Raw genomic sequence first — 26,847 nt, forward strand, 5'->3', positions numbered from 1 at the left:
TCAGTCATCTGGCTGGGATTCAGATAACACCGGATAGGTGGCGCGCAACAGCGCGATGAGCTGGGTGCGCAGGGCCTGGCCCCGGTCCATCAGCTGCTGTTGCCTTCGTACATATTCCGCACGGCCCTGGGGTGTTTCAATCGTGACCGGTTCAAAGCCCCACGCGGTTAAATCATAAGGGCTGGCTTCCATGTCCAACTGGCGGACATCGCACGCTAACCCGAAAGTATCCAACCACAAGTCACCCGGCACCAATGGGCCCAGTTTCGTGGCCCACTTGTATACGTCCATCGTGGCGTGCAGGCACCCGGGTTGTTCCAACATGGGCTGAGTGTCCCGCGTGGGGGTGAGCTGGTTGCGCGGGGCAGCGGCGGGCGTAAAGAAGCGGAACGCATCGTAGTGCGTGCACTTTAAGTGCGACTGCTCTACCACGGCATTCGTTGCCTCCGCACCCAACCTGAGGGGTTCGGGGTGGCGGGGCGAATCGCGGTACACCATCGCCCATTCGTGTAAGCCGAAGCAACCCAGCTGTGGTGTGTGATGCAACGTTCGGGTCAGCAGGTCGTGCACGTAGCGGATGGTCGAGCCACGAGCGGCCCAGAAGGCATCAACATCGAGCATCCAGGCCTCCACTGGCAGCGCATCATGCCAACGGTAGAGGTTCTTAAACGTGGGCAACCATGAGGGTTGGGAATCATCACCAGCTGCTAACACGATCCCGCGCAACGCCCCCGGATGCCAGTGGGCCAGCTTGCCCGGGGTGATGGGGTAGTAGTCAAACATGAAATCCCACACCGGGTGGCGTTGACCACGAGCGCGGCGGGATAGGTGGTCCCGCGTGAGTCGCTCCACTCGCTGCCTATGGGACACCTGCTCCGCGCGGGCCTGGGTGGCGTCGAGTAAAGAAAAGCCGGAAGCCGTGCGAGTAGAACTGCGAGTGGAACTAATCGTCATGTGTCCAGTCTCGCACGGTGCCCACGAGCTCCTCAATGATGTCCTCCAAGGTCACCATGCCGATGATCGCACCCGTGGCATCCTCTACCGCCGCCACGTGGCTGGAATTGGTGCGCATGCGGCGCATGGCCACATCGAAGCTGTCTTCTGCCGTGACACGAATCAGTGGGCGCACGTCCCCGGTATCGAGGTAAGGGTTCTGATCGGACGTGCCGTCAACGACCAGATTATTGAGCGCATCCTTGACGTGGACATAGCCAATCCACGTTCCAGTGGTGTCCGTGACGGGGTAGCGGGAGAAACCAGTATCGGCCACAGCCTTTTCCACATCACCAACGCGCAGGTTGCGGCCGGTCTGCTCGATGACATGAATATCCGCAATCGGAATGAGGACCTCACGCAATGTTCGACGGCTGGACTTCAGAGCGCGGTTGAGGCGTGTTGCCTCGGCTGGGGCGATCAGGCCCTCGGTGCGGGACTCCTGAATCATCGAGGCCAGCTCGCCGGCGGAGACCGTGGAATCCAATTCGTCCTTTTGCTCTACACCGAATAGCTTCAGCGTGATGCGGGCCACCCAGTTGAGGAACAACATAACCGGTCTAGTGACGCGCACGAACAACATGTGTGGGCGCACTAAGTACGTCGCGACCGTCTCAGGACCGGCCAGCGAAATACTCTTGGGAACCATTTCACCCAAAATGATGTGCAGCACCGTCACCAGCATCAACGCAATGGCGAAACCAACGGGGTGCAGCAGTTGGTCGGGCAGCCCCAGAGCGTGAAACGGCTTTTCGATCAGGTGGGCAATTGCGGGTTCGCCGACTTTACCCAGAAGCACCGACGCCAAGGTGATGCCGAACTGGGCTCCAGCCAGCATGATCGACAGATGCTCAATCGCGTACTGCACGTCTTTAGCGCGGCGGTTGCCCGTCGACAGCATGGACTCCAGGCGATCGCGACGCGACGAGATCAAGGCGAACTCGACGGAGACGAAGAAGGCATTGAATCCCAGAAGGACGAATGTCAACAGCACGCCGAAAATGTCGCCATTCATCGCTCGTCCCCCTTCACGATGGGTTGCAGAATCACGCGGTCAACGCGGCGGTTATCCATGGCCTTCACTACGGCCTCCCACCGGTTAGGGATGCCAGATTCGAAGCTATCCATGAACTCGTTATCGCCGATGGGCAGGACTACGCGATCGCCTTCGGCTGGAATGCGCCCCAGGGTGGCCATGACCAGGCCGCCCAGCGTTTCGTAGTCACCTTCGGGGGCGGTGTAACCGACGGCGTCGACAAGCTCATCGGTGCGAACCAGGCCGGAGACCTCCCAGCTGTGGCCCGTGCGTTTGACCTCGCGGTCGGTTTCTACGTCGTCGTATTCGTCGAAGACCTCGCCGAGAATCTCCTCGACCACGTCCTCGATGGTGACGATGCCGGATGTACCGCCGTACTCGTCGGCTACCAGTACCAGCTGGGAACCCGCGCGGCGCACGTGGTTCAATACAGCATCGCCGGCTAAGGAATCGGGGATAACGGGCACCTGGCGGGCCATGGTTTTCACCTTCGTGGTGGCACGTTCCTGGGCGGGAATTGCGATGGCATCCTTGACGTGGACCACACCTATAGTGTCGTCGAGGTCACCCCGTGTGACGGGGAACCGAGAGTGCCCGGTCTCTAGGGCAAGCTGAATAAGGTCCAGAGCGGTTTCATCCTGGTCCAGGGTTTGGACGGTTGAGCGGGGCGTCATGATGTCCTCGGCGCTGGCATCGCCAAAGCGCAGCGATAAATCCAGGATCCGTGCCTTGGCCTGAGTGATTCCGGCGCTACCTGCGGAGTTGCGCACGAGGGCAGACAGCTCTTCGGCGGAACGGGCGGAGGCCAACTCGTCCGCAGGCTCTATACCCAGCCTGCGCACGATGCTGTTGGATACAGTATTGAGCCCCTTGATGAAATACTTTAGTGCTTTGTTGAATCCCCAGACGGGGCGAACAACGGCGCGGGCAACGGGCAGCGGCTGGGAGATAGCCCAGTTCTTGGGTACTAATTCGCCAAAAACCATGGATAGCCCAGTGGCGATTACCAGGGACAGGATCAATGCGATAGCCACAGTGGCAGAATCCGGCACGCCCACGAGGTCCAAGAGGGGAGTAAGGAAGCGCGCTAGGATCGGCTCGGCCAAATAACCCGTGGCTAGGGTGGTGATGGTGATTCCCAGTTGCGCACCGGACAAGACGAAACTTAAATCGCCGTGAGCGCGACGAACCATCTTGGCCGAGGCATCGCCTACCTCGCTCACATGGTGGTCAACCGTGGAACGCTCGAGGCCGGTGAGGGCAAACTCGATGGCCACGAATAAGCCGGTCGCACCGGTCAGTGCTATGAACCCCACGAGCCCCAGAATCGAAAGCAGAATATCCATTATCGTGCAGCCTTCTTCGCCTGCGCTGCGATGTCCGGGCCACTCACAACATCCGGGGTTACCCCGGCCTGTCGCATCATTTTTAGCGTGTCATTCTTTGTATCGGTGAAGGTCAACGTGATGACCGTGCCTTTGGCACCCGCACGGGCAGTACGGCCAGCCCGGTGAACATAAGACTTGTGCTCGGCGGGAGCATCGATGTGCACTACCAGCTCAACATCCCGCACATCGATACCGCGGGCGGCGATGTCCGTGGCCACCAATACGGACACCTCACCGGAAGCAAACGATTCCAGCGCTTTTGTACGCGTAGTTTGACCCTTGTTGCCATGCAATCCAACGGCGTTGACACCCGCACGGACAAGTTTCCTGACTTGACGATCCACGGCGTACTTGGTTCGAACGAACATGACCGTGCGGAAGCCTAGCTTGCCCAGATCGAGGATGGCTTGATTCCGTCCATCGCGATCATCGAAGACTGCCAGTACGTGCTTCATCGAATCCACGCTGGCGGTTGCCTCACCCGTCGAATGGGTAATGGGGTTGTTCATGAATCGGTTCACGAGCACGTGCACATCCCCGTCCAGCGTGGCGGAGAACAACAAGTGCTGACAATCGCGCGGTAGTCGCTTGAGTAGGCGGGTGACCTGTGGCAAGAAGCCCATGTCCGCCATCTGATCGGCCTCATCCAAAGCCGCCACGCGCACATCCGAGAAATCGATGTGGTGCTGATCAAGCAAATCCTGCGCGCGGCCGGGAGTGGCCACCAAGATATCTACGGGACGTGCGAGTGCCGTGATATTGCGGCTGATTTTCACCCCGCCGACGACTTCCAGGATTCGTTGGCCAGCTGCATTGGCTATGGGTTCGAGCCGTTCCCTCACTTGGGCGGCGAGCTCGCGGGTGGGCACCAGAATCAGGGCACGGGGCTTCTTTGGTGCCGACGCCCCTCGCTGGAGCGACTCAATAATCGGCAGGCCAAAGGTAAATGTCTTACCCGAACCGGTAGGGCCCCGTCCGAGAATGTCTTTCCCTTCGATAGCCTGCGGTATTGCCGCGGCTTGGATAGGGAAAGGGTGCTTCACCCCCTCGGCGGTCAGTGCCTTAACGATTGGCAACGACAAGCCGAGGTCGGCAAAGGTGGTAGTTGTGTCTGCCATGGCTGAGTGGGTCGATTCAGGCGCAGACTGAGGGGCCGTTTTTGGCGTGGTCTTGCGTTGGTCGGGCAAAGATTGGGCGCGGCTACCGCGTCGCTGATCGCGGCGCCGCTTGGGGGATCGATCTGGTGATTGCGAACTCGAATTGTCTTCGCGTTTCACCGTGCGGGATCGGTGCCCTCGGTTAGATCGGGAGGAGCGGGATCCAGAGGATCTCAATTTATGCTTCCACCTCGCTACGATCGCCAGACCACAAGGTGTGGAAAGCACCCGGCTTGTCGATTCGGCCGTACGTGTGCGCACCGAAGAAGTCGCGCTGGCCCTGGATCAGTGCTGCTGGCAGGCGCTCTGCACGCAGGGAGTCGTAGTAGGACAAGCTAGAGGCGAATACCGGTACGGGCAAGCCCAAGCCGGTGGCCGTGATGACAACCTTGCGCCACGAGTCAATCAACCCCTGCAGTTCGTTGTTGAAGTAAGGAGCCAACAGCAGGGATTCTAGCTGTGGATTCTCGTCATATGCCTCGGTGATGCGGTTGAGGAAACGCGCGCGGATGATGCAACCGCCGCGCCAAATGCGAGCCATGTCCTTGGGATCCAAATCCCAGTTGTATTCTTGGGAGCCCGCCAGAATTTGGTCGAAGCCTTGGGCATAGGCAACCAACTTTGAAGCGTACAGTGCCCGGCGAACATCCTCGATGAAAGCATCCCGATCTGCCGGCTCTACGGCCGAGGCGATGCTGCCGGATGGTAGCTTCCCGAGTGTGGCGGCGCGCTGAGAACGCGCACCGGAAAGGGCGCGGGCAAAGACGGCCTCGCCAATACCGGTCACTGGAATACCCAAATCCAGCGCAGACTTCACTGTCCACCGGCCGGTTCCCTTTTGGCCAGCCGCATCCACGATGATGTCAACCAAGGGCTTGCCGGTTTCGGCATCCGTCTGAGCCAGTACCTCAGCAGTGATCTGGATAAGGTAAGAATCCAGATCGCCTGCGTTCCATTCACGGAAGACATCCGCAATCTCGGCTGGCTCCATGCCCGCTGCATTGCGCAGCAGGTGGTAGGCCTCACCGATGACCTGCATGTCGGCGTACTCGATGCCGTTATGGACCATCTTCACGAAGTGGCCGGCACCGTCGGGTCCAATGTGGGTGCAGCATGGTTCGCCATCGACCTTGGCCGAGATGGACTCCAACAGCGGTCCCAAGGACTCGTAGGATTCGGCTGGGCCACCGGGCATGATGGAAGGGCCGTTCAGCGCGCCTTCCTCGCCGCCAGAGATGCCCGCACCCACGAAGTGTAGGCCGCGCTCGCGAATCTCCTTTTCGCGACGGATGGTATCCGTGTACAGCGCATTACCGCCGTCGATAATGATGTCGCCCGGTTCCATGAGGTCAGCAAGCTGGCCGATGACGGCATCGGTACCCGCACCTGCTTGGACCATGATTAGAGCGCGACGGGGGCGTTCCAGGGATTGCACGAAATCCTCGATGGTCGCAGAAGCGACGAAGCTTCCGGAGCCCCCGAAATCCTCCATGAACTTTTCTGTTTTAGCCGTCGTGCGGTTGTACACAGCCACGGTGTGACCGTGGTTAGCGAAGTTGCGGGCAATGTTGGACCCCATCACGGCCAGACCAACAACTCCAATATGAGCGGTGCCAGTGGGGGTGGAAGATGCGTTCGAAGTCGAAGAAGATTCGGAAGCGGTAGTCATGGTTAAACATTCTACATTTATCAAACGACAATCCGCGGTAATGCCTGTGCGGTAACTTGTGCATCAGCAAAAGGAATTTTTGCCTACGCAGAAACCTCGAATTCACCGATTGAAGGAAGAAGGCGATTGATCATGGAGATCCCGGCGCAGCGAATCGAAGGTCTCAAAGCATTGGCCACAATCAAAAAAGCCCTAGCTACGGGTGCCGCAACACAGGACATTGTCGCGGAGGCCAACAAAGAAATCGAGTTGCACCCTTCGCTGGATCGTACCCTGGGCGTGCGTTACCGCAGCCTCGCACGAGATTCTGTCACCATTGCATGCGAGGTCACATGGGAGCATACCCAGCCGGTGGGTCTTGCCAACGGTGGGCTTTTCGCCTCGTTGGGAGAAACTGCTGGTTCCATGGCAGGCTTCTTGGCCGTTGACAACAGCATGCAGGTCATGGGAACCACCAACACAACCGAGTTTTTACGCCCGGCTTTTCCGGGTGACGTGATCATCAGTTCCGCCCGGGCTATCCACCTTGGTCGAACCTCGCAGTTATGGCGGATTGAACACACTAATGAAAAGACCGGCAAGCTGCTTGCAATCACCAGCTTGCGAACAGCGGTGCGCCCAATCGGGTAGAGCGTGGCGTCGACAAGGAAAAAGCCCTAGGGGCTACCTAGGGCAAAGGGGGGTTGCGCGCTGACTAATCGGAAACGGCGCGGGTGTTCCGACCCTCGCCGAAGCGCAGGTTATCGCGAACCTCGATGGAGCGCTCGTCGTTTTCGTCCTCATACGCACGCAACTTGCTGATCGCATTGCGGGCATGCAGTTGCTGGCGGGTTGCCACCAGCTGCCAACGCCGGCGAGACACGGAGTTCAAGCCCCAAGAAAACGCTGCGACAGCACGGTTGCGGAAGCCGACCATGTACAGCAGGTGGAGGACGAGCCACATGATCCAGCCGACGAAGCCCGAAACCTCGGCCTTGTTCATCTTCACCACGGCATTGAAGCGGGAAACGATGGCCATCGAGCCCTTGTCGAAGTAATCAAAGGGTTTGCGGGCCTCGGGGGACGTGCCGTTTTCTACTTCGTCGATGATGGTGCGGGCAGCGTACTGACCACCCTGCATTGCCACCTGAGCCACGCCGGGAAGGCGGTCGAGGGACATCATGTCGCCCACGATGAAGACGTGGCGGTCATCGCCAACGGTTAGGTCGCGATTGACAGGCACACGGCCGGCGCGGTCGACCTCCACACCCAGTTGCTCGGCGATGTGCTTACCCAGTGGGGAAGCAGCCACACCAGCGGACCAGATCTTGGCGTAAGAAGGCACGAATGTCTCTTCGTTGGTCTTCATGTCTTTGAATTTCACGCCCTGGCGGTTGACGTCCGTCACCATGGAGTTGAGAACTACCTCCACCCCCATGGCTTCCAGACGGTGGGAAGCCCGACGGCCTAGGCGCTTGCCGAAGGGGCCCAGAACCTGTGGTCCACCATCGACCAAGATAATGCGAGTATCGGTGGTGTTAATGCTGCGGAACTCGTTACGCAGGGTGCGGTATGCCATCTCGGCCAACTGGCCAGCCAGCTCCACACCGGTGGGACCGCCGCCTACAACCACGAAAGTCAACAGGCGCTCGCGCTCAGCGGGATCGTCGGTGATCTCGGCGCGCTCGAATGCGCCGGTGACGCGGGCGCGGATCTCTAGGGCATCGTCGATGGACTTCATACCAGGAGCGAACTCCGCGAAGTGTTCGTTACCGAAGTAGGATTGGCCCGCACCGGCAGCCACGATGAGCGAGTCGTAATCCAAAACGGCATCCTTGCCGCCCAGATCGGCGGTCACGCGCTTGGCGTTGACATCAACATCGCGAACTTCGCCCTTGACCACGCGGACATTGTCTTGGTTAGCCAAGATCTGGCGAATGGAAGGTGCGATCTCACCGGAAGACAAGATGCCCGTTGCTACTTGGTACAGCAGCGGTTGGAAGAGGTGGTGGTTCGTGCGATCAACGATGGTAACGGACACGTCTGCATCTTTGAACTTCTTCGCAGCAAACAGGCCACCGAATCCGGCGCCGATGATGACGACGCGGTGGCGGCCGCTCATGTTGCGGTGGCTATAGCTCATTAGGGGGGTTCTCCTCGGTCAACGAGTGGAAGCGATTCATTCTCAAATTTTCGCAAGTTGTACGGCCACCATCCTAACGCTTGTGAGGAATCCGCTCACATTAACCGTGGTTGGTCAGGTGAGGATGTGCCCTTTTTGCCGTATGGGGGCGATAAAAGCGTGGATAAACCGGCGATGCCTGCACTATAAGATGTGGTTTTGCTAGTAACTTCGGGGGGAGTTCCATAACGATATCGAGGAGGCTAAATACCGGTGGTGGAGAGGATGAATACGCAGTATGTTGATCCGAAGCGCTGGCCGCACCTGGTTGCGCCTCTCGATGCGCATTTTCAAGGCCGACGGGCCGAGGAGGCCTCCAAGCGGTTGGAAGCCCTCGCAGCGGAATACGATCTTTCGCTCACCGGAGCCACCACCCCTTTCCTGGATGTGCACGACGGAGAGCTGTTCGACCGCATCGTGGCCCACGAGTGGTTGGGCGTGGCAGAAAGTTACATGCTGGGGCAGTGGGATGCAGAGCCCCTGCCCGAAGTGCTAGAAATCCTGCTGCAGCAAAACTTGGAGGGGCGGCTGGGGGCATTGCTGAACCGTAAACGCAAGCACGGTAACTTCGGTGCCCCCTTACCAGGCGAGGTGCCAGATGGGTTGGTGGAGCTCTACGCCGGTGAAACGCGCGCCACGGGTGCCGCGTTATTCAAGTCCGCAGCTCGCACCACCACAACGGAGTCGGTGAGTGTGCCCGTTTCCCCCGGCGCGAAGAAAACCACCCAGCTCACGCTGGATCTAACATATTTCGGGGCGCCGGACAACGTAGATCGCCAAGACCTTGACGATGCTCAAATGCGCCGTATTGAAAGCATGCTCGACGAGGCCGGTGTGGGCCCCGGGGACCGAGTGTTGGAACTGACTAGTTCGGGCGGCACGCTGGCCATCCAAGCTGCAAAGCGTGGGGCCAGCGTGGATGTCCTTACCAGCGATGCCGAACATGCCGAGACTATCGGTGCGCGCGTCCGCGCTGCCGGAGTTGCGGGTGCCGTGCGCATTGAAAGAATCGTCGGGAGTATCCCCTCACCACGCCAATGGTCGGGCAGTTACGATGTGATCTTTTCCATTGAACGCATGGAGACGCTGGGGCGCGCCGGGATCCCTCATTTCCTGCGGGCTATTGATCGTATGTTGGCTCGCGGTGGGGTGGCGGTCGTTCAATCTATAGTTTCGACGCCAACCGCCCGCGAGACCGCCAAAGGCTCCCTAGACGTGATGCGCGCCTACGTGTGGCCCGCGCTGGAATACCCGCTGGTAGGTGAGGTGCGAGCGGCCACGTTATCCGCGACGAAATTGAATCTGGTGGCGGAGAACTACTTGGGTTCGCACCTGGCTGCCACATTGCCGCTATGGCGGAGCAATTTTTTAGCGCGTGAGCGGCAGGCTGCGGCGGCCGGGTTCGACCTCATTTTCCGCCGCTTGTGGGATTACCAGCTGGCGCTGCATCAGGCGTTGATGAGCGCCGGGGATATCGACTGCGTGCAGTTCGTTTTCGAACCGCGCAGCTAAGTGGCAGGAGGACCTAGATGTCCTTCATGTCCACGTGGCTGGTTTCACGCATCAAGAGGACGGCGACCAAGGTGATTGCCGTTGCAACCCCCAAGTACAAACCAACCGCGTGTACTCCGTAGGAGGCCACGAGCGCGGTGGCGATAAAAGGTGCCACAGCTGCACCCAAGATTGAGGCCACGTTGTACGAGATGCCCGAACCGGTGTAGCGCACATTGGTGGGGAACATCTCGGGCAACACGGCCGACATTGGCCCAAAGACCAGGCCCATTAATGCCATACCGATGGCAAGCCACACACCCACGGTGAATTCAGTCGCGGTTTCTTGCTTGAGGAAGAGGGAGAAGCTGGCCGCGAAAACCAACATCAGAACGGAGATTACGGCCAAGTAGTTCTTGCGGCCGAAGCGGTCCGCCAAACGACCGGAGATTGGCACGGCGAGAGCGAAGAACCAGATGGTGATCAGCTGCAGTTTGAGGAAGTCGACATAGGGGATGCCTAGGCCCCGGGTTTTGGCCGGGTTCGCAATGCCGTAGGACAAGACCCACGTGGTCACCAGGTAGAACAACGTGTACGTCGAAAGCATGATGAACGTACCCAGAACTAACGGTCGCCACGCGACCTTGAAGACATCGAGCACGGGGGCGTCGAGCTTCTTGCCCTTATCCACGGCCTCCCGGAACACAGGGGTTTCCTCCAGCTTGAAACGCACGTACAAGCCCACGATGACCATAACAGCGGACAGCAAGAATGGCACGCGCCAACCCCACTGCATGAATGCGCCGTCGGTCTTGCCGTTTTCGTGGCCCAAGCCGATAACGAGGATGAGGAAAAGACCATTGGCCAGAATGAAGCCAAATGGTGCACCCAGCTGCGGCCACATCGCGGCGCGGGCACGTTTGCCCGGCTCGGCGTTCTCCGTAGCTAGAAGCGCGGCGCCCGACCACTCACCGCCGAGGCCCAGCCCTTGGCAGAAACGCATGAGAGCCAAGATAGCCGGGGCGATGATACCGATGCTGGCGTAGGTGGGCAGCAAACCGATGATGAAGGTAGCGATGCCCATGGTCAGGAGAGATGCAACCAAAGTCACTTTGCGGCCGGCGCGGTCACCGAAGTGGCCGAAAACGATAGAGCCCAACGGGCGGGCAACGAAGGCCAGTCCGAACGTGGCAAAAGAAGCCAAGAGGGCGACCGTGGGGTTGTCATTCTTCGGGAAGAACAGGTGAGGGAAGACGGCAACGGCTGCCGTGGCATATGCATAGAAGTCGTAGAACTCAATGGTCGTACCCACCGTGGAGGCGAGAATGATGCGACGACGCACAGTCTTGTCTGCAATGGGGGTGGCGGGTAGGGCTGGTGACGCGCCGGCTGGGTCTGGGGTGACGGGATTGCCGGTTTCCGTGGAAAACTGCGACATTCAAACCTCCTTCTTTCCTGTATGGGTTGTGAACTTAATTAGGCAAGATATGCGAACGGACGAACGCCGGAGGGAAAACGTGAATATGCATTCACAACAGGGGTAAAAACACTAATGTGTTTTGCAGAACAAACACGTCACGGAATGGAGAACAAAATGACGAATGCCAACGTTGAACGCAACCGCACCGATGCTCCGGTGATCATTGTGGGCGCCGGTCTGGCCGGACTGGTGGCAGCGCACGAAGCGGTGAAAAGTGGATTGAAAGTCCTCGTACTAGATCAGGAAAACCGCAACAATCTGGGTGGGCAGGCGTTTTGGTCTCTGGGAGGATTGTTCTACGTCAACAGCCCCGAGCAACGCCTGATGGGTGTAAAGGACAGCGAGGAATTGGCGTGGCGGGACTGGGAGAACTCCGCCGACTACGACAATGCGGACAACGACTATTGGCCACGCAAGTGGGGTAGGGAATACGTTCGCTTCGCGACCCATGAAAAACGCGACTACCTTAAGGCTCTCGGGCTACATGTAGTTCCCACTGTGGGCTGGGCCGAGCGCGGGCACGGCGATGCCTCAGCGCACGGAAACTCGGTTCCACGGTTCCATCTAACATGGGGCACCGGCCCCGAGGTGGTGCGCGTTTTCCGCGAACCTCTGGAGGAGGCCGAGCGCCAGGGCAAGATCGAGTTCCGATTCCGTCACCAGGTGGATGAGCTGTTGACTGAGCCCGACGGGGACGGTGTGCGCGTGGTCGGCGTGCGCGGTAGTGTGCTGGAACCGACGGATCTGGAGCGCGGTCAGGCGAGCTCGCGCGAGGTTGTCGGCGACTTCGAACTTCGTGCACCCGCGGTGGTCGTGACCACTGGTGGTATTGGTGGCAACTTGGATTTGGTGCGTCGCACGTGGCCCACCGAGCGCTGGGGGGAATGCCCCAAGGAATTGGTACGGGGTGTGCCAGCGCACGTCGATGGTCGCATGATTGAGATCTCGAAGCAGGCGGGCGCGCGCCTGACGAACACTGATCGAATGTGGCACTACACCGAGGGCATGATGAATTGGGATCCCATTTGGCCTACCCACGGAATCCGCATTATCCCTGGCCCCAGCTCTCTGTGGTTGGATGCCGAAGGTAACCGTCTGCCCACCACGCTTATCCCCGGTGGAGATAACCTCGCGACCCTCGAGCACATTGGTCGCACTGGGCACGGCTATTCGTGGTTTGTGCTGACCAAGGCGATCGCCGATAAGGAGTTTATCTTCTCTGGATCCGAGCAAAACCCGGATCTCACCATCAAGAAGTTCAAGAACTTGCTGTCCAAGGTTGGGCCGGGCACTCACCCTGCAATTCAAAATTTCATGGATCACGGAGAAGACTGGGTGATTGCCGATGACCTAGACAATCTGGTCGAAGGTATGAACGAGGTCACGGCGGAGGATGCCCCACGCATCGATGCCCAAAAACTACGCCGCGTGATCGAAGATCGCGACAGCCAGCTCGACAACAAGTTCTCCAAGGATTCCCAGATCAACTACATTCGTACCGCCCGCGGATACTTGGGTGACAAGATTGTCCGCTGTGCTGCCCCGCACCGGTTGCTCGATGAGTCCAAGGGACCACTGATTGCGGTGCGTATGCGCATCCTTACCCGTAAGACTCTAGGCGGTATTGAAACTGATCTGTCGGGTCGTTGCGTGCAATCCGATGGCTCGGTACTGCCTGGCCTGTACGCCGCCGGCGAGGTCTCGGGCTTCGGTGGGGGTGGAATGCATGGCAAGAATGCGCTGGAAGGTACCTTCTTGGGTGGGTGTATCCACTCGGGCAAGCGTGTGGGTGAGGCCCTGAAACCGCAGATCGAGGCCCTGCTGCGCGAATCTCAAACCGCCCGAGGCGAAGACCGTGGGTAAGCATTCCTTCGACCTTCCATGGCATGCATTCTCGGCGGCGCAGTGGCGGGAAGCGGCCATAACCGAGGGGGCCGAGGTTGGAATCCACGCTGCTCTGGAGCGCATCGATGCTAAAGACGACCTGATTAATGCTTTCACCGTAGTTCTGCGCGAGGAGGCATTGGAAGCCGCTCGGCAACTCGACCGCGCGGCCACTTCCACACCTGGCCCGCTGTTCGGCGTGCCTATCGCCATCAAGGAAGAAATCGACGTCGCCGGCACCGTGACCACGTTTGGAACCAACGCCAACACATCGGTTCGCACTACTGATTCCGAGATTGTCCGGCGCCTCCGCAACGCCGGTGCCGTCATCATCGGCAAGACTGCCATGCCGGCCTTCGGTGCATTCCCGTTCACCGAATCCGAAGCCACGGGAATCACTCGCAACCCGCGTGATCTTACCCGCACCCCAGGCGGATCCTCCGGCGGCACAGCGGCGGCAATCGCTGCGGGCATGGTGCCAGTCGCTATTGGTGGCGACGGAGGCGGATCAGTGCGCATTCCCGCTGCCCATTGCGGGCTCGTGGGCCTGAAACCAGGACGGGGGGTGCTGCCCACAGATCCTTACCCCGACCTTTGGTTATCGCTTGGGACTGCCGGGCCGCTCGGCGCTTGTGTGGCTGATGTTGCTCTGGTATTCGACGCCCTGCGTGGCAGTTATGAACATCAACCCGCAGGGTCGCGGACAGCATGGGAACGCCCCTTGCGGGTTGTCCTGGATACGCACCCTGTGAGCCCTCTCACTCCTCCCCATGAAGATCACGTGGCCGCGGTCCATAGGATTGGTGAGGAGCTTAGGGGTGCGGGGCATGGCGTCGAGAAGAAAAAGTTGAGTTACCCCGACCCCACGCCGGCCTTTCTAGCCCAGTTCTACGCTGGGATTCGCCAAGAGATCGCCGGGTTAGATCACCCCGAGAGGATCGAGCCGCGCCACAAGCGGACGGCCCTGATGGGGGTGTGGACAATGCCGCAGCGGGTGCATGATTGGGCCCGGCGGGCTTCGCAGCAGCTGGGGGACCTCATTGAACGGGAGATCTTTAGCCAGTACGACCTGATCGTAACCCCGACGGTGGCAGGTCGGCCGATAAAGGCTGGACGCTTGATGCAGATGGGAACTATTGCAGCACAGCTGGCGAGTTTGCCGTCGGTGGCGTACACCGCCACGTGGAACGTCAGTGGGCATCCCGCGATCGCCATTCCTGTAGGGGTAGGGCGCGACGGTTTGCCGGTGAGTGTGCAATTGGTGGCCTCGCGCGATGGTGGGGAAGACCTGTTATTGGACGTGGCTGCGCGCATTGAAGAAAGGATTGGTCGGTTTCACCCCGTTGCGTAGGTGGGTACCACGTCCAGGGGTGGTTATGCATAGCTAAGTACCACGTCCGGGGGTAGTTATTAGTTTTGTAAACAGAATTTTTATTAAATCCCACCCTTCCTGTGAGTTGGATCACCATACTGAATGTGTCGATTGATTCGATTCAACTGGAAGGTGGACACTGATGAAGATTCATGCACGTCAAAGCCGTGTTTTGTGGGCGGCCTTGATGATTCCCGGGCTAGCGCTGGGCGGGGTGGGAACAGCTTTTGCTGAAGAGGACGCGCCAGGATCGGGTGCGGCAACGGCGGGGTCGTCGGGTGCTGAAGGATCGTCGGGCAGCGAGGCGCGCGTGGAAAAGGGTGATCATGACCCGTTCTATGATCTCGTGGATGTTTCCGGTAGGCGCCCAGGAGACGTGGTGAAAATCCAGGATGCGCCGTATGGTCGGGTTTTCGGGAACTTGGATTACAAGCTGCCGAATTCTGTGCACAAGATTATGTACACCTCCACCACACAAACCGGCCAGAAAGTACCCGTCACAGGTTACGTCGTGGAGCCAGTCGTGAAGTGGAAAGGCAAGGGGCCCCGGCCAACAGTAGTGGTAGGGCGTGGAACGGTGGGGCAGGGTGATCAGTGTGCGCCATCGCGCAACTGGCCACTGGATAACCAACCTAACCCTATTGCTTCGGAACGCGCCGTGGCGCTGGAAGGGATGTACGACTGGGTCTTTTCTAACCAGGGCGTGCGCGTTGTTGTCACAGATTATGTGGGCATGGGCACTGCGGGTGTGCACACCTACATGAACCGGTTGGATCAGGCGCATGCCATGATCGATGCAGCTAGGGCTACGCGCAACCTGGTGGAAGAAAAGGGTGGGAACTTCGGCAAGGTGTCATTCTATGGGCACTCGCAGGGTGGCGGAGCAGCTGCGGCTGCCATTGAAACCATCGGCGCGTATGCGCCAGAGCTGGATCCCGCGGGCGCTTATGCATCCGCTCCACCGGCCGATTTGGATGCGGTGCAGCGCAATATCGACGGATCGGACCTGGTGGGTGCGATTGGCTTTACTATCAACGGATTGCTGGAGCGCTATCCAGAGCTGCAGGCGGATTTGGAGGCCAATCTCAATGATCGAGGCAAGGTCGCACTGGAGGATCTGAAGACGATGTGTACGAACGAGATCACGGAAAAATACGGGCACCAGACGACCTCCATGTGGACGAAAGATGGGCGCAGTCTGGATGAGCTGTTGAAGTCAATGCCGAAGGCGCAGGCTGCCATGGAAGCTCAACGCATCGGAAAGTCCATACCGGCGGCGCCTGTCATGATCGTCTCCGGTCGGTACGATCTCAATGTGGAGTATCAGCAAGCCAAGGACTTGGCGCGGAAGTGGTGTGCTGCGGGGACGTCCGTCCTGTACCGAGATGACTATATGGCCAAGCTTGGCGATTACAACCACTTCGTCCAAGCGATATCCGGCGCGGAATTCGGCATTCCGTTCATTTTGGATCGCTTCAACGGTGTGCCGGTCAAGGGTGCGTGCCAAATTCCCGAAAAGGCCAATCCTATTGGCAGCGCGCAGGGGTCTGCAGAGGGCGCGGTGAACTTATCTGACGTTGCTGTGGGGTCCAGTGTGCTGGGTAGCAGCTAGCCGGGGTGGGTGCCCAGTAGCTTATTCGGGTGATATGACTCAGCGGAGCGCATCCGGCTGACATGAATGAGGGGTTGAGTTATGGGTTAGGGGGTTGAGTTTTGGGTTAGGGGGTTGAGTTTTGGGTTAGGGGGTTGGGTGCCCATAAGGGGGCCGGCGCCCCTTCATCCGCGAAGTGTCATAATATATATTATCGGCTAAAGGGCTGAACGCTCGCTATAGCTCGAGGTCATTACTGGTAGCTCATTACCTGCACAAGCTGGTGGTACGTTACCCATTAAAAAAGCGTTTAGATTTATCCGGCGAGTATCGTCGTTGTGCTAGCCATATTGCGACTCTGGGTCTAGGGTTATCCTTCGTGCAAACTAACGCAACAACACCACGGTTGCATCCCACCCAAGTGGTCGCCGTGGGTTTTATCGTACTGATCCTCATCGGTACGTTCGTCTTGATGCTGCCGGTGTCATCAACCGACGGAACGGCGACGGACTTTCTGCCGTCTCTCTTTACAGCCACAAGTGCTGTATCGCTGACGGGACTAGTCGTTGAGGATACGGCGACCCATTGGACTAGCTTCGGCCAGGTTGTCATTATTACGTTGATTCAGCTTGGCGGGTTCGGCGTCATGAGTCTGACATCCTTGGCCGCCATGATGCTGACTGGGCGCTTGAGTCTCCGCTCGCAGCTCAATACCTTGGCAGAAGGTCGAACGCAGGATGCTAGCAGCGTGCGCAAAACGCTTGTTATGACACTTGTGTTTATGGCGGGCACCGAGTTCCTTGTGGCCATCTTCCTCGCCTGTCGTTTCCACTTTGGATACGATAGGCCCTTTGGACAAGCTGTGTGGCACGGTGTATTCCACGCGATTTCCGCATTCAATAACGCGGGATTCAGCATCTACTCCGATAACCTCATTAGCCTGGCTACCGATGCTGCGGTCATCCTTCCCATCGCTTTCGCACTGATCGTCGGCGGGGTGGGTTTCCAAGTCCTGTTGGAAATCTTTAACAAGGCACGTCGGCGAATCCTCAACCCCCGTAACCGCAGTGATAACGTACGCTTTTCGGTAACCGCCACTGTCACCTTGTGGGGTACGGCATTTCTTCTGGTCGCAGGCTGGATTTGGTACGCGTTCTTCGAATGGAAGGCCACCCTTGCTCCCCTAGCTTTTCACGACAAGATGTTGTTGAGCTTCTTCGGATCAGCTACGGCTAGAACCGCAGGGTTCAATGCCGTCGATTACGGCATGCTGCACCCGTCTACTCTTATGGGAACGGACATCTTGATGTTCATCGGCGGCGGATCCGGTGGTACCGCCGGTGGCATCCGCATCACGACCGCGGCCATCATCCTGGCTGCGATGTTGACCGAATTTCGTGGTGAAAACAGCGTCACCATTAACCGAAGGCGCATTAGTCCCTCCACCATTCGCCGCGCACTCACCGTGGTGAGCTTCGGCGTGGCTCTCGTAGTGACGGCCATCGTGCTCATCCGCACGCTGGACCCGCAGTTCACCGCAGACCAAGTGGTGTTGGAGACCCTCTCCGCCTTTTCTACCGTTGGTCTCTCCACTGGTATCACCCCTTACCTCAGCGGTGCCTCACAGGGCATCCTCATCGCGATCATGTATCTTGGTCGCATCGGGCCAATCACATTGGTCACGGCGATGGCTTTGAAAAAGTTCAAGCGTCGTTTCGAATACCCAGAAGAAAGGCCGTTCATTGGTTAGGTTCTTTGGCCCGTCCGCAAAAAATCGGGCAAAAATCAATATTCCCCCTGTTGCTGTTCTCGGGCTCGGACGCTTCGGTTCTTCGCTCGCGAAAGAGCTGACCGCTCACGGCGTGGAAGTCTTGGGTGTCGATGCCGATGCCCGCCTCGTTGAGCAGTGCAAGAGTGAGCTCACAGATGCTGCCGTGGCGGATACCACCGATATGGATGCGCTGCAGCAGCTTGGGATCGGTGACTTTGACCGCGTGGTTCTGGGCATCGGTTCCTCCCTAGAATCGTCGATCCTCACGGCCTCGGCCCTGTTGGAGCTCGGAGTGCCCGATGTGTGGGCTAAGGCCGATTCCAAGGCGCACGCGCGCATCTTGACTCAGATCGGTGTGCACCACGTGGTGCGACCGGAACGCGATACGGGGCGCCGCGTGGCTCACCTTTTGGGCGGGCGTTTCCAGGACTTCGCGGAGTTCGATGAGGATTTCGGCATGATCAAAATGCACCCACCTGCTTTCTTGCAGGGCGGCCCTGTAGACAACGAAGCGTTGTCGGCCCGGGCGGGCGTGTGGGTTGTGCAAGCCCGTGTTAACGGTGATTGGCAACCCATTACTTCCGATACCCGCTTGAGCTCCGAAGACCTTATCATCGTTGCCGGCGAGCTCTCGGCGCTCGAGAAATTCGGATAATTCAACCCGAACGGTGGCGGTTGGGCGCTCCCCTCCTCTGGCAACGAAGGGTGCCGGGCGGGGGTGCCCAGCCGCCAGTCCGCACAATGTGCAGCAGAACTCTGGCAACGAAGGGTGCCGGGCGGGCTGCCCAGCCACCAGTCCGCACAATGTGCAGCAGAACTCTGACAAAATGACGCGTTTTTGTTGGAGTTCTGCTGCACATTCGTTTTCTTTCGCTGTTCAGCGGGAGGATACGGGCGCCGGGGCGTCCGAGACTGCCCCCGTACCCAGCCGAACCGCCCAGACCCCAATAAATTCACCCGCAGAGGTGACGACCTATGTAAAACAGCCCGGTTCGGCACAGTTACCCCGGTTTTGCTGCGCACACCGCCCCCGTGCTCCTACCCCGGCGTTGCTGCTGAATTGCCCTGTTGCCGCACTACCCTGCCGCCGCGATCTGCTCCGCCATAATCGCCCCCGCAATGGTGAAGTAGATAATCAAACCGGTTGCATCGACCAAGGTGGAGACCACAGGGGTGGAGAACACGGCAGGGTCCACACCGAGCTTTTTAGCCACCAACGGCAACATGCCTCCGACGATGCATGCCCACGAGCAAATGCACACGATCGCCAAGGAAATTGTGGCTGCGACTTGCGGATAATACAGCAGGGCCACGATGGGGAAAATCACCGCTCCAAGGAAAACACCCAGTAGGAATCCTACGCGCACCTCGCGCCAGATCACGCGGAAAACATCACTGGGGCGTACTTCATCAATAGCTAGGGCACGAACCACCGAACTGGCCGCCTGCGAACCCGCATTGCCACCAGTACCGATAATCATGGGAACGAACACACTGAGCACCACCACTTTTTCCAGAGTGGATTCAAACACTTCCATGACGTTGATGGTCAAAAACGCCGCGAAAATGAGCACAATCAACCACAGCCCGCGCTTGCGGGCCAACGTGAACACCGTTGCAGTCAGGTATGGCTCGTTGAGTGGCTCTTGGCCACCGGAACGATAGGCATCCTCGGTTTCTTCGTCCTCAAGGATCTCCATGGCGTCGTCCACCGTAAGAAGCCCCAGCAGCCGGTCTTCCTCATCGACAACCGGAAGTGCCAACAAGTCAGCTTCTTGCACCAATCTGGCCGCGAATTCCTGGTCGTCATGGGCATACACGCGGTGCTTCTCGGACTGCAGCACGTCACTCACTGGAGTGCCAGCGGGCGCGGTCACGAGGTCCGCCAAGTTCACCATCCCGATTAACCGGCGGGAATTGTCGGTGACGGGGACGGTGGCAAAGGCCTCCCCACGCAGCTGGAGTTTCTCGAGCGCTTCTTCCCTATTTGAATCCGAGGATAAAACCACCGTGACAGGTAGCATTGCGCGCCCAGCGGACCGGGCAGGATATCCCAGCAGTACCGAGGTGGCCCGGCGATCTTCCTGCGGTAGGTCACGAAGCAGGCGCGAGGCGACTTTGGCTGGCATCTCATCCAAGAGCGCCGCGCGGTCGTCAGCAGCGATGGATCCAAACAATTCGCCTACATGCTCATCGCGGAGTGCCTCCAGCAAATCCGCCTGGTGCGGTGGGTCCAAGTACTCGAACACACTGAGCGCGCGTTCCTTATCCAACAGCCGAAACGCAACCGCCTGTAACTCAGGCTTTAATCGCCCCAATTCAGCGGCGATATCAACACTGGTTTGTTCGGCAAGCCACCGCTGGGCCGATACTAGCTCGCGCTCATCACGGGAGGCCAGCAAGCGCGGCAATTCGCGGTCTTCCGGCAGGTCCTTCCTGGGATCTACCCGGGTAGCGGTCATTGCTTACTTCCTCGCCTTCGCAATTTGCCATGCTGTGAGGAGGAAAAACACCATGCACACTGCGGCAAACACCCAACCCAGCGGGTTCCCGCCGATACCGACAAACACCATGTACGCGCCGAAACCCACCAGCACAACTGCCCGCATAATGCGGGAGAGGTTCATCATTTCCGGTGACATTCTGCCTCCAATTACTTGCGCTGTTCGAAGACGAGCAGCAGGTCGATGGTGCCTTCTTCCGCGATCTTTGCGGCCACAAATTCGGGCGATTCCAATCCGAAGTCACTGCGGTGCACGGGGACATTGCCTGAGACAACGATGTTTTCCCCCGTGCGCAACACCTTGAGTGTAACTGGAACCTGTTTGGACACACCGTGCAACTTCAGATCGCCCGTCACCTGCACCTCGGCGGGCTTACCATCGTCGGGTACGTGCGAAATATCGACCGGTTTGGTTAGAGTGAAACTGGCCTCCGGGAACGCATCGGTTTCCAGGATGCGCCGGCGAACGTTGATATCGCGTTTTTCCACATCACTGGAAATCGCTGCGACCTTGACGGTTACTACGGCCTCCTCCAGTTTCCCGTCGGTCACGCGCATTTGCCCAGTCACGTTGTCGTCCTGAGCATTATCTGCACGTCCGGACGTGGTTTTGCGCTGTCCCGGCAGGATTTCGTTGAAGGTGTATCCCGCCTGTGTGCGGTTTGCGCCGGCCCCCTTCGTCACTTGCCACGAGCCATCGGTTCCGACAGTCGCCGCCGGTCCGCCTTCCGAGATATCCGCGGTCTGCAACCCCCGGTTGGACAGCAGATTGTAAGCGATGGGCCCCACGGCCATCAGGGCGAACACGATGATTCCGATGACACCCAGTGTGATTATTCCCTTACGCATACCTCCTACCCTATCCCCCGGCCCACCGGCTACCAACTGGTGCCATTGCACCACGGTTGCTACTTCTCAGCGGGCCCTTCAGCGGGCCCTAGTGCGCGGATTCGCTCGATGCTTTGTGCTAACTGCAAGACTTCGTCGGCTAGCCCCCGGATTTCGTCGTGGCTAGCCTTTTCTTCGGCGGCGGTACGGACATCTTCGGCGGCGCACCGTAGTTGGTACATCAGATCTTTTAGGTTCGACGCCGCCTTGGGCCCCAACGTTACCGTGCCACTTGGGTGCTCATTCTCCGTCGCTGAGGCGGGGTGAGTGGTGAGGTTTCGGTGTTCGTAGGCGCGTTGACGACATGCTTGGCTGCAGTAGTGGCGGCGACGTCCGCGGCTGGGTTGGTCAGTGATGGCTCGACCGCACCACTTGCAGTGGTGCGGGGAATTCGAGGAACGCGCAGAGATGCCAGCCATGGGAACAAATACTATCGGCTATCCGTTAAGCTTTATAGGTCGCGTTGCATAGTATTTTGTGCGGGGCGAAAAGAGTTTCACCAAATCTATTTATGGAGTGAGGTTTCAGGATGGCAGATCGGGTCCTGCGGGGCAGTCGTATGGGAGCGGTGTCGTATGAAACAGATCGTGATCACGATCTCGCACCGCGTCGTATCGCCCGTTACCAGACCGATAATGGCGAGGTTTACGAGGTTCCCTTCGCCGATGACGCTGAAATCCCTCAGGAATGGCAGTGCAAGAACGGCATGCTTGGCACGCTCATGGAGGGCGAAGGCCAGGAATCGAAGCCGGTCAAGCCACCACGCACCCACTGGGACATGCTGTGCGAGCGTCGCAGTATGGAAGAGTTGGACGTGCTGTTGGAAGAACGCATTGAGTTGCTGCGAAAGCGTCGGCGTCAAGCAGTCAAGCTGATGAAGGAACAAGAAGCGCAACGTTAATGTAGTGCATCGTTCGAATACAACAAGCCCGGGTAAGGAAGAAGGTTTCCTCACCCGGGCTCTTTGCGTACCCGTACTATCGCCGTAGCCACAGTCGCAACGGCCGCCGTGGCCCCCCGAGACTAGTTGAACAGCGGGATTAGTTGAACATGTTGCGAACGGTACCGGAACCGATGCGCCAGAACTCGGAAGAGAAGTTCTTGATCTGATCCGCGCGGTGTGCAAGCCCCCATTTGGTTACTTGCACCAAGGCCTCACCCACAATGTTGCCACTCATCTTGGAATCGCCGATTTCGCGCTCCGTGAATGTAATGGGAACTTCGCGTACGTCGAAGCCCGCCTCGATCGCGCGCCATGCCAGGTCGACCTGGAAAACGTAGCCGGCTGAATCGACGGCGTCTAGGTCAATGGCCTCCAGTACCTCGCGACGGTAGGCACGGTAACCACCGGTGATATCGGACAGCCCGGCCCCCAGAGCGAGCGAAGCGTAGATGTTGCCTGCACGAGATAGGATCTGGCGACTAGCTGGCCAGTTCACGGTTTTGCCACCCTTAACGTAACGGGAACCCAGGACCAGCTCCGCGCCGGCATCAATGCGATCCAGCAGCAGGTGAAGCAGCTCAGGTGCGTGAGAACCGTCGGCGTCCATCTCGCACAGCACTTCGTAACCGTTGTCGAGGCCCCAGCGGAAACCGGCGATGTAAGCACCGCCCAACCCGCCCTTGCCCTGGCGGTGTAGGACATGAATGCGGGAATCCTTGGCTGCCATCTCATCGGCAATGTCGCCGGTGCCGTCTGGGCTGGCATCGTCAACCACGAGTACGTCCACGCGCTCCGGCTCCGCCTTGAATAGGCGATCGACGATCAACGGCAGGTTCTCGCGCTCGTTGAACGTCGGAATGATGACCAGCGTTTTATCGCTGAGCTTGGCCATAGTGTGGAAACCTCTCTAGGTGTTAGTGGTTTATGGTTTTGCGGTTGCTATTTTCGCGGTGTCCGGGGTCGTTGATGTGAGACCGCCGACCATGAGATCGCGCAACAACAATTAATGCTAGAGCAGCGAGCGTGCCAATGCTGGCAATGACCCACTCGACCCAAGGACCTACCCGTGCGGACGGAGTTAGTGTATCCCGTAAGGGAACATCGGCCTGCAAAACGTCACGGGTGAATATGTTGCTGCGTTGCACCACATTTCCGTTCGGCTCCACAATAGCCGAAACTCCGGAGGTCGCAGCCACTACCACCGCGCGGTCGTACTCCATGGCGCGCATTCGGCTCATCGCCAGCTGTTGGTACGTCATTTCGGTAAAACCGAATGTGGCGTTGTTCGTGGGGCTGGTCAGTAACTGCGCTCCCCCGCGCACCGCAGAACGGAAAGCACCGTCGAAGCTCACCTCGTAACAGGTTGCCACTCCGACAGGGATAGTTGTTCCCGCTTTTTTACCTGCTTGGCTTGTCATGTGGACGACGCCATTGTCATTCCCCGGTTGAAGATTTCCAGCTTGGTCGACTAGGGGGCTGACCTTGCGCAGCAGGTCGCGCAACGGCATATATTCCCCGAATGGCTGTAGGTACTTCTTGACGTGGCTTTCCCCTGCGCCGTGCTCGTCGAACACCACCATGGTGTTGTGCTCGGGGCTGACAGTTCCAACCAGCATCGGGGCTTTCACTGCGGATTGGGAGTTCGTGATGACGGCGCGGGCATCGGCGTTGAGGAAAGGATTGATGTCTGAAGCGTTCTCGGGCCAGAACACCACGTCGGGTTGGGCAGCTTGGCCCGTCGAAACGCTGTGGACCAACTCATCCGTTGCCTTCGCATGGTTATCCAACACCGCCCGGCGCTGCGCGTTGAAGTCCAACCCCAGGCGAGGCACGTTCCCCTGGATGGCGGCGACGTTGACCAGCGTGGCGTCGTCGATAGAAGAAACTGATGAGCCCGACGAAGGGTGAGCTAGCTGCATGCCACCGCCGACCAGAATGATCACCGCGACGAGTACAGCCGACCATGCCGGACGGGCGGACGTCACGGGCGCGGCGGCAGTAACCACCCGGAGCGTGCGCCAGCGTGTGGCCAGGCGCGCCAGTGCCCACCCGATGAGGACCGATAGCAACCCGCCGGTGAAAACGACGGTGAAGGAAACTAGGGCTGGGCCACCTAGCGAGATCAAGGAGGCGAACGGACCGTCAACCTGACCCCACGCTAGGCGACCCCAAGGGAAACCACCGAAGGGCCAGTTCGACCGTAGGAATTCTGTCGCGATGAACCACGCAGCAATGAGGGCAAAGCGGAAAGGGAAAACGGCAAGTACGCGTTGGCGGGTGGCGAGCAGGCCCTTGAGGCCCACACCGAACAATAAGGAATACAGCGACTGCACCAGCGCGAGCGCAATCCACGCGGTCGCGCCAACGAATTCCCCCACCCAGGGCAGCAAGAGGGCATAGAGAACAAGACCCTGGACCCACGCCAGCACGATGCTGCGCTGTTGACTGACTGAGAAGAAGAACAGCGCCATTCCCAGTGGGGCCGCCCACCACAAGCCGGTGGGTTGGAACGAGGCGAAGAGCATGACCCCACTGAAAGCGGCCCCAAGAAAGCGAAGTAGGTCAGTGGTCCACGAGCGGACGGATTTGCCGAGGCGGGCAGGCTTAATGGGGCGGGAGATTGCGCGAGTGGACATCAACGCTTGAATTCGTCGTCGCGGTGGTCAATGACTTCACCCCAGCCGGGAACGTTCTTCGATTGTGGTGCGCCGAAACCGGAGACCGTCACGAACGACGAGCCGCCGAAGTTCTGCAGTGCACGCTGGGCTCGAACGGAGATGATGCGCCTGACCAGTGCGCGCGTGGGCGGCAGCAACAACAGCAATCCCAAGAGGCTAGAGACCAAACCGGGCAGGGCCACGAATACGGCCCCCACGCACGATAGAGCCGCATCGCCCGTCAGCGCGCCAGGGCGGTCGGTTCGCTGCGCTACCCGAGTAGCCAGAGAGCGCATCTGCCACATCGCCACGGCGATTCCCAGGATGAACAAGCCGAGGACAATCAATAAAGCCCAGCCGAACCCAACGGCCCAGCCCAGGGCGAGGAATGCTACGAGTTCAATCAGAAGGTAACCCAGTAGGAACTGAGGCATGAGGGAAGGACACTCTCCTAAGCGCCGGCGATAGCGCGGTTGGTGTGGATGGGCGGGGATACGCGCACGTGGCGCGCTATATCTCTAAATATTGTACTGAGCGGGGTGCATGTGCCGGTGGATCGACACCGGATTGGGTCGGTGCTGCTTGGCTGCTGCCTAGACCACACGGGTTCATGCCAGGTTTGAGCGATAGCAGCACGAGGGTTAAGCTGGCGATGTTACAATTACGTAACGATTACGTCTCTGCAGTGACCTGCGCTGAGCTACCGCCGTTGTTGCACGGCGCCAGCATCACAGCTTCTACTGCGTCAAGTAAAGGATGACCCAACCCATGAAGATGCGCCGAACCTCTCTAGTCGTAGGCCTGGCCGCCGCCCTCACCTTGAGCACCCTTCCAGCTGCTCAAGCGCAGAATACGGATCAGCTGTCCTCTGCGGTGGAGTCCAAGTTGAGCAGCGGTTCGAGTGAGGCAGATAAGGACAAGTTCATCAGCAGCGATTCCCTGCAGTCGTCCGAAACCGGCAACGAAACTTGGGACCAGATGCACCCCATGCTGAAGGTTCTTGTTGGCATCTTGGGGGCCACGGCGATCGTGACCGCTTTCGGTATGCTGCGCACGATCTTTTACAACTTGTTCCGCATCTAACGTGGCGCGCGGCGCCAGATAGCTCGAGGTACTGCCGGCATAATGGCCGCCAGTGCCTTGAGCTTTCGTGGTATCCACACGTCCCACTGGGAACTATCGGCGATTGCATCCACGGTCGCCTGCGCAACGACATCCGGAGTGGAAGACATCGGTGCGGGATCCATTCCTTCAGTCATACGCCCGATCACGAATCCAGGCCGCACGACCAGCAAGCGCACCCCGGTGCCCCGCAATGCATCCTGCATGCCTTGACAAAAACCGTCCAGGCCCGCCTTTGCAGAACCGTAGACGTAATTGGGTCGGCGAACGCGCGCACCCGCAATGGAGGAGTACGCCACTATGGTTCCCCTCCCCCGCTTTTTCATGCGAGACGACAGCTCCGTCAGTAAAACTGCCTGCGCGGTGAAATCCGTGTGAATAATCTTTTCCACTTCGTCGGAATCCTCTTCCGCGCGTTGCTGGTCGCCGAGCACACCAAACATTGCGAGGGCAACGTCAATCGCACCAGTGGATTCGATTGTTTCTAGGAGCACACCGTGGCTTGGGCAGTCCGTGGCGTCGAAAAACAAAGTATCCACACCTGTTGCGCCGGCCTGTCGCACCTTAGCTGCCAGCAGTTCGAGAGCCTCCATCCGCCGGCCGGCGAGCACCATGTGGTTACCAGAGGCCAGCCGGAGGGCGATCTCTCCGCCGATCTCGCTGGTCGCGCCAAAAATAGCTACTTTCTGCCCTTGCAAGGGCTGTGGTTTGGGCTTCAAGGTGTGCTCCTGACTCTGGGCT

The 26,847-nt window shown here is 58.9% G+C and carries 24 protein-coding genes; 9 read left to right on the forward strand and 15 right to left on the reverse strand.

Annotation, left to right across the window (positions count from 1 at the left end; translation table 11 throughout):
- From CAURIC_RS04830 to gndA, 5 genes are all read right to left on the reverse strand, one after another.
- Positions 1-954, reverse strand: coding sequence for a 3-methyladenine DNA glycosylase (locus tag CAURIC_RS04830; protein WP_235700627.1), 954 nt, complete (start codon positions 952-954; stop codon positions 1-3).
- Positions 944-2,008 carry a hemolysin family protein gene (locus CAURIC_RS04835; protein WP_035112760.1) on the reverse strand — a complete coding sequence of 355 codons (1,065 nt, stop codon included), beginning with the start codon at positions 2,006-2,008 and terminating at the stop codon, positions 944-946. Before CAURIC_RS04835 ends, CAURIC_RS04830 begins: the two co-directional genes overlap by 11 nt.
- Positions 2,005-3,375: a hemolysin family protein gene (locus tag CAURIC_RS04840; RefSeq protein WP_290183394.1), complete on the reverse strand. Its 1,371-nt coding sequence runs from the start codon at positions 3,373-3,375 to the stop codon at positions 2,005-2,007. The genes CAURIC_RS04835 and CAURIC_RS04840 overlap by 4 nt, the downstream gene beginning before the upstream one ends.
- Positions 3,375-4,535 carry a DEAD/DEAH box helicase gene (locus CAURIC_RS04845; RefSeq protein WP_035113017.1) on the reverse strand — a complete coding sequence of 387 codons (1,161 nt, stop codon included), beginning with the start codon at positions 4,533-4,535 and terminating at the stop codon, positions 3,375-3,377. The genes CAURIC_RS04840 and CAURIC_RS04845 overlap by 1 nt, the downstream gene beginning before the upstream one ends.
- Before the next feature lie 217 nt (positions 4,536-4,752).
- A complete protein-coding gene (gene gndA, locus CAURIC_RS04850) occupies positions 4,753-6,243 on the reverse strand; it encodes an NADP-dependent phosphogluconate dehydrogenase (protein WP_052094633.1) in 1,491 nt (496 codons plus the stop codon).
- A 132-nt stretch (positions 6,244-6,375) separates the two neighbouring features.
- On the opposite strand from gndA, the gene CAURIC_RS04855 reads away from it, so the two are divergent.
- The gene (locus CAURIC_RS04855) at positions 6,376-6,873 is read left to right on the forward strand and encodes a PaaI family thioesterase (protein ID WP_035112757.1); all 498 of its coding nucleotides are present in this window, start codon (positions 6,376-6,378) and stop codon (positions 6,871-6,873) included.
- Between the two features lie 64 nt (positions 6,874-6,937).
- Here the strand turns inward: CAURIC_RS04855 and CAURIC_RS04860 are convergent, their stop codons facing one another.
- Positions 6,938-8,365: an NAD(P)/FAD-dependent oxidoreductase gene (locus CAURIC_RS04860; protein ID WP_070434021.1), complete on the reverse strand. Its 1,428-nt coding sequence runs from the start codon at positions 8,363-8,365 to the stop codon at positions 6,938-6,940.
- Between the two features lie 264 nt (positions 8,366-8,629).
- On the opposite strand from CAURIC_RS04860, the gene CAURIC_RS04865 reads away from it, so the two are divergent.
- On the forward strand, positions 8,630-9,916 hold the full coding sequence (locus tag CAURIC_RS04865; protein WP_035112755.1) for a class I SAM-dependent methyltransferase: 1,287 nt from the start codon (positions 8,630-8,632) through the stop codon (positions 9,914-9,916).
- 13 nt (positions 9,917-9,929) lie between these two features.
- Here the strand turns inward: CAURIC_RS04865 and CAURIC_RS04870 are convergent, their stop codons facing one another.
- Positions 9,930-11,333 (reverse strand): MFS transporter, encoded by a 1,404-nt coding sequence (locus tag CAURIC_RS04870; protein ID WP_141739652.1) that lies wholly within the window; start codon positions 11,331-11,333, stop codon positions 9,930-9,932.
- A gap of 156 nt (positions 11,334-11,489) precedes the next feature.
- Between CAURIC_RS04870 and CAURIC_RS04875 the strand changes: the two genes are divergently transcribed.
- The 5 genes from CAURIC_RS04875 to CAURIC_RS04895 all read left to right on the forward strand — a co-directional run bounded on the left by CAURIC_RS04875 (position 11,490) and on the right by CAURIC_RS04895 (position 18,648).
- Positions 11,490-13,238, forward strand: coding sequence for an FAD-binding dehydrogenase (locus CAURIC_RS04875; protein ID WP_070434023.1), 1,749 nt, complete (start codon positions 11,490-11,492; stop codon positions 13,236-13,238).
- Entirely contained in the window at positions 13,231-14,610 is a 1,380-nt protein-coding gene (locus tag CAURIC_RS04880; protein WP_070434024.1) for an amidase family protein, read from the forward strand. Before CAURIC_RS04875 ends, CAURIC_RS04880 begins: the two co-directional genes overlap by 8 nt.
- A 163-nt stretch (positions 14,611-14,773) precedes the next feature.
- Positions 14,774-16,243 carry a lipase family protein gene (locus tag CAURIC_RS04885; protein WP_083284036.1) on the forward strand — a complete coding sequence of 490 codons (1,470 nt, stop codon included), beginning with the start codon at positions 14,774-14,776 and terminating at the stop codon, positions 16,241-16,243.
- Positions 16,244-16,601: 358 nt separating this feature from the next.
- Positions 16,602-17,972, forward strand: coding sequence for a TrkH family potassium uptake protein (locus tag CAURIC_RS04890; protein WP_052094624.1), 1,371 nt, complete (start codon positions 16,602-16,604; stop codon positions 17,970-17,972).
- A complete protein-coding gene (locus tag CAURIC_RS04895; RefSeq protein ID WP_035112752.1) occupies positions 17,965-18,648 on the forward strand; it encodes a potassium channel family protein in 684 nt (227 codons plus the stop codon). The genes CAURIC_RS04890 and CAURIC_RS04895 overlap by 8 nt, the downstream gene beginning before the upstream one ends.
- A 421-nt stretch (positions 18,649-19,069) precedes the next feature.
- Here the strand turns inward: CAURIC_RS04895 and mgtE are convergent, their stop codons facing one another.
- Genes mgtE through CAURIC_RS04915 form a run of 4 tightly spaced genes read right to left on the reverse strand, consistent with a single transcriptional unit; the run spans position 19,070 to position 21,803 of the window.
- Positions 19,070-20,455 carry a magnesium transporter gene (mgtE, locus tag CAURIC_RS04900; protein ID WP_084588046.1) on the reverse strand — a complete coding sequence of 462 codons (1,386 nt, stop codon included), beginning with the start codon at positions 20,453-20,455 and terminating at the stop codon, positions 19,070-19,072.
- Positions 20,456-20,458: 3 nt separating this feature from the next.
- On the reverse strand, positions 20,459-20,623 hold the full coding sequence (locus tag CAURIC_RS04905) for a hypothetical protein (protein WP_168155981.1): 165 nt from the start codon (positions 20,621-20,623) through the stop codon (positions 20,459-20,461).
- Between the two features lie 23 nt (positions 20,624-20,646).
- Positions 20,647-21,345, reverse strand: coding sequence for a YceI family protein (locus CAURIC_RS04910; protein ID WP_035112750.1), 699 nt, complete (start codon positions 21,343-21,345; stop codon positions 20,647-20,649).
- A gap of 59 nt (positions 21,346-21,404) precedes the next feature.
- Complete coding sequence (locus CAURIC_RS04915; protein WP_084588045.1) at positions 21,405-21,803, reverse strand: hypothetical protein; 399 nt, start codon at positions 21,801-21,803, stop codon at positions 21,405-21,407.
- A gap of 110 nt (positions 21,804-21,913) precedes the next feature.
- Between CAURIC_RS04915 and CAURIC_RS04920 the strand changes: the two genes are divergently transcribed.
- Entirely contained in the window at positions 21,914-22,285 is a 372-nt protein-coding gene (locus CAURIC_RS04920; protein ID WP_035112746.1) for an RNA polymerase-binding protein RbpA, read from the forward strand.
- A gap of 139 nt (positions 22,286-22,424) precedes the next feature.
- Here the strand turns inward: CAURIC_RS04920 and CAURIC_RS04925 are convergent, their stop codons facing one another.
- The 3 genes from CAURIC_RS04925 to CAURIC_RS04935 are packed head-to-tail and all read right to left on the reverse strand — an operon-like array spanning position 22,425 to position 25,418.
- On the reverse strand, positions 22,425-23,219 hold the full coding sequence (locus tag CAURIC_RS04925) for a polyprenol monophosphomannose synthase (protein WP_035112744.1): 795 nt from the start codon (positions 23,217-23,219) through the stop codon (positions 22,425-22,427).
- Between the two features lie 22 nt (positions 23,220-23,241).
- The gene (lnt, locus tag CAURIC_RS04930) at positions 23,242-24,963 is read right to left on the reverse strand and encodes an apolipoprotein N-acyltransferase (RefSeq protein ID WP_083284042.1); all 1,722 of its coding nucleotides are present in this window, start codon (positions 24,961-24,963) and stop codon (positions 23,242-23,244) included.
- Positions 24,963-25,418 carry an FxsA family protein gene (locus CAURIC_RS04935; protein WP_282938594.1) on the reverse strand — a complete coding sequence of 152 codons (456 nt, stop codon included), beginning with the start codon at positions 25,416-25,418 and terminating at the stop codon, positions 24,963-24,965. The genes lnt and CAURIC_RS04935 overlap by 1 nt, the downstream gene beginning before the upstream one ends.
- A gap of 334 nt (positions 25,419-25,752) precedes the next feature.
- On the opposite strand from CAURIC_RS04935, the gene CAURIC_RS04940 reads away from it, so the two are divergent.
- A complete protein-coding gene (locus CAURIC_RS04940; protein ID WP_035112742.1) occupies positions 25,753-26,067 on the forward strand; it encodes a hypothetical protein in 315 nt (104 codons plus the stop codon).
- Here the strand turns inward: CAURIC_RS04940 and CAURIC_RS04945 are convergent.
- Positions 26,064-26,825, reverse strand: coding sequence for an SDR family NAD(P)-dependent oxidoreductase (locus tag CAURIC_RS04945; protein WP_235700622.1), 762 nt, complete (start codon positions 26,823-26,825; stop codon positions 26,064-26,066). The two genes, CAURIC_RS04940 and CAURIC_RS04945, sit on opposite strands and share 4 nt — an antisense overlap.
- Positions 26,826-26,847 lie beyond the last annotated feature (22 nt).

The sequence above is a fragment of the Corynebacterium auriscanis genome (assembly GCF_030408435.1).
In the GTDB taxonomy this organism is placed as follows: Bacteria; Actinomycetota; Actinomycetes; order Mycobacteriales; family Mycobacteriaceae; genus Corynebacterium; species Corynebacterium auriscanis.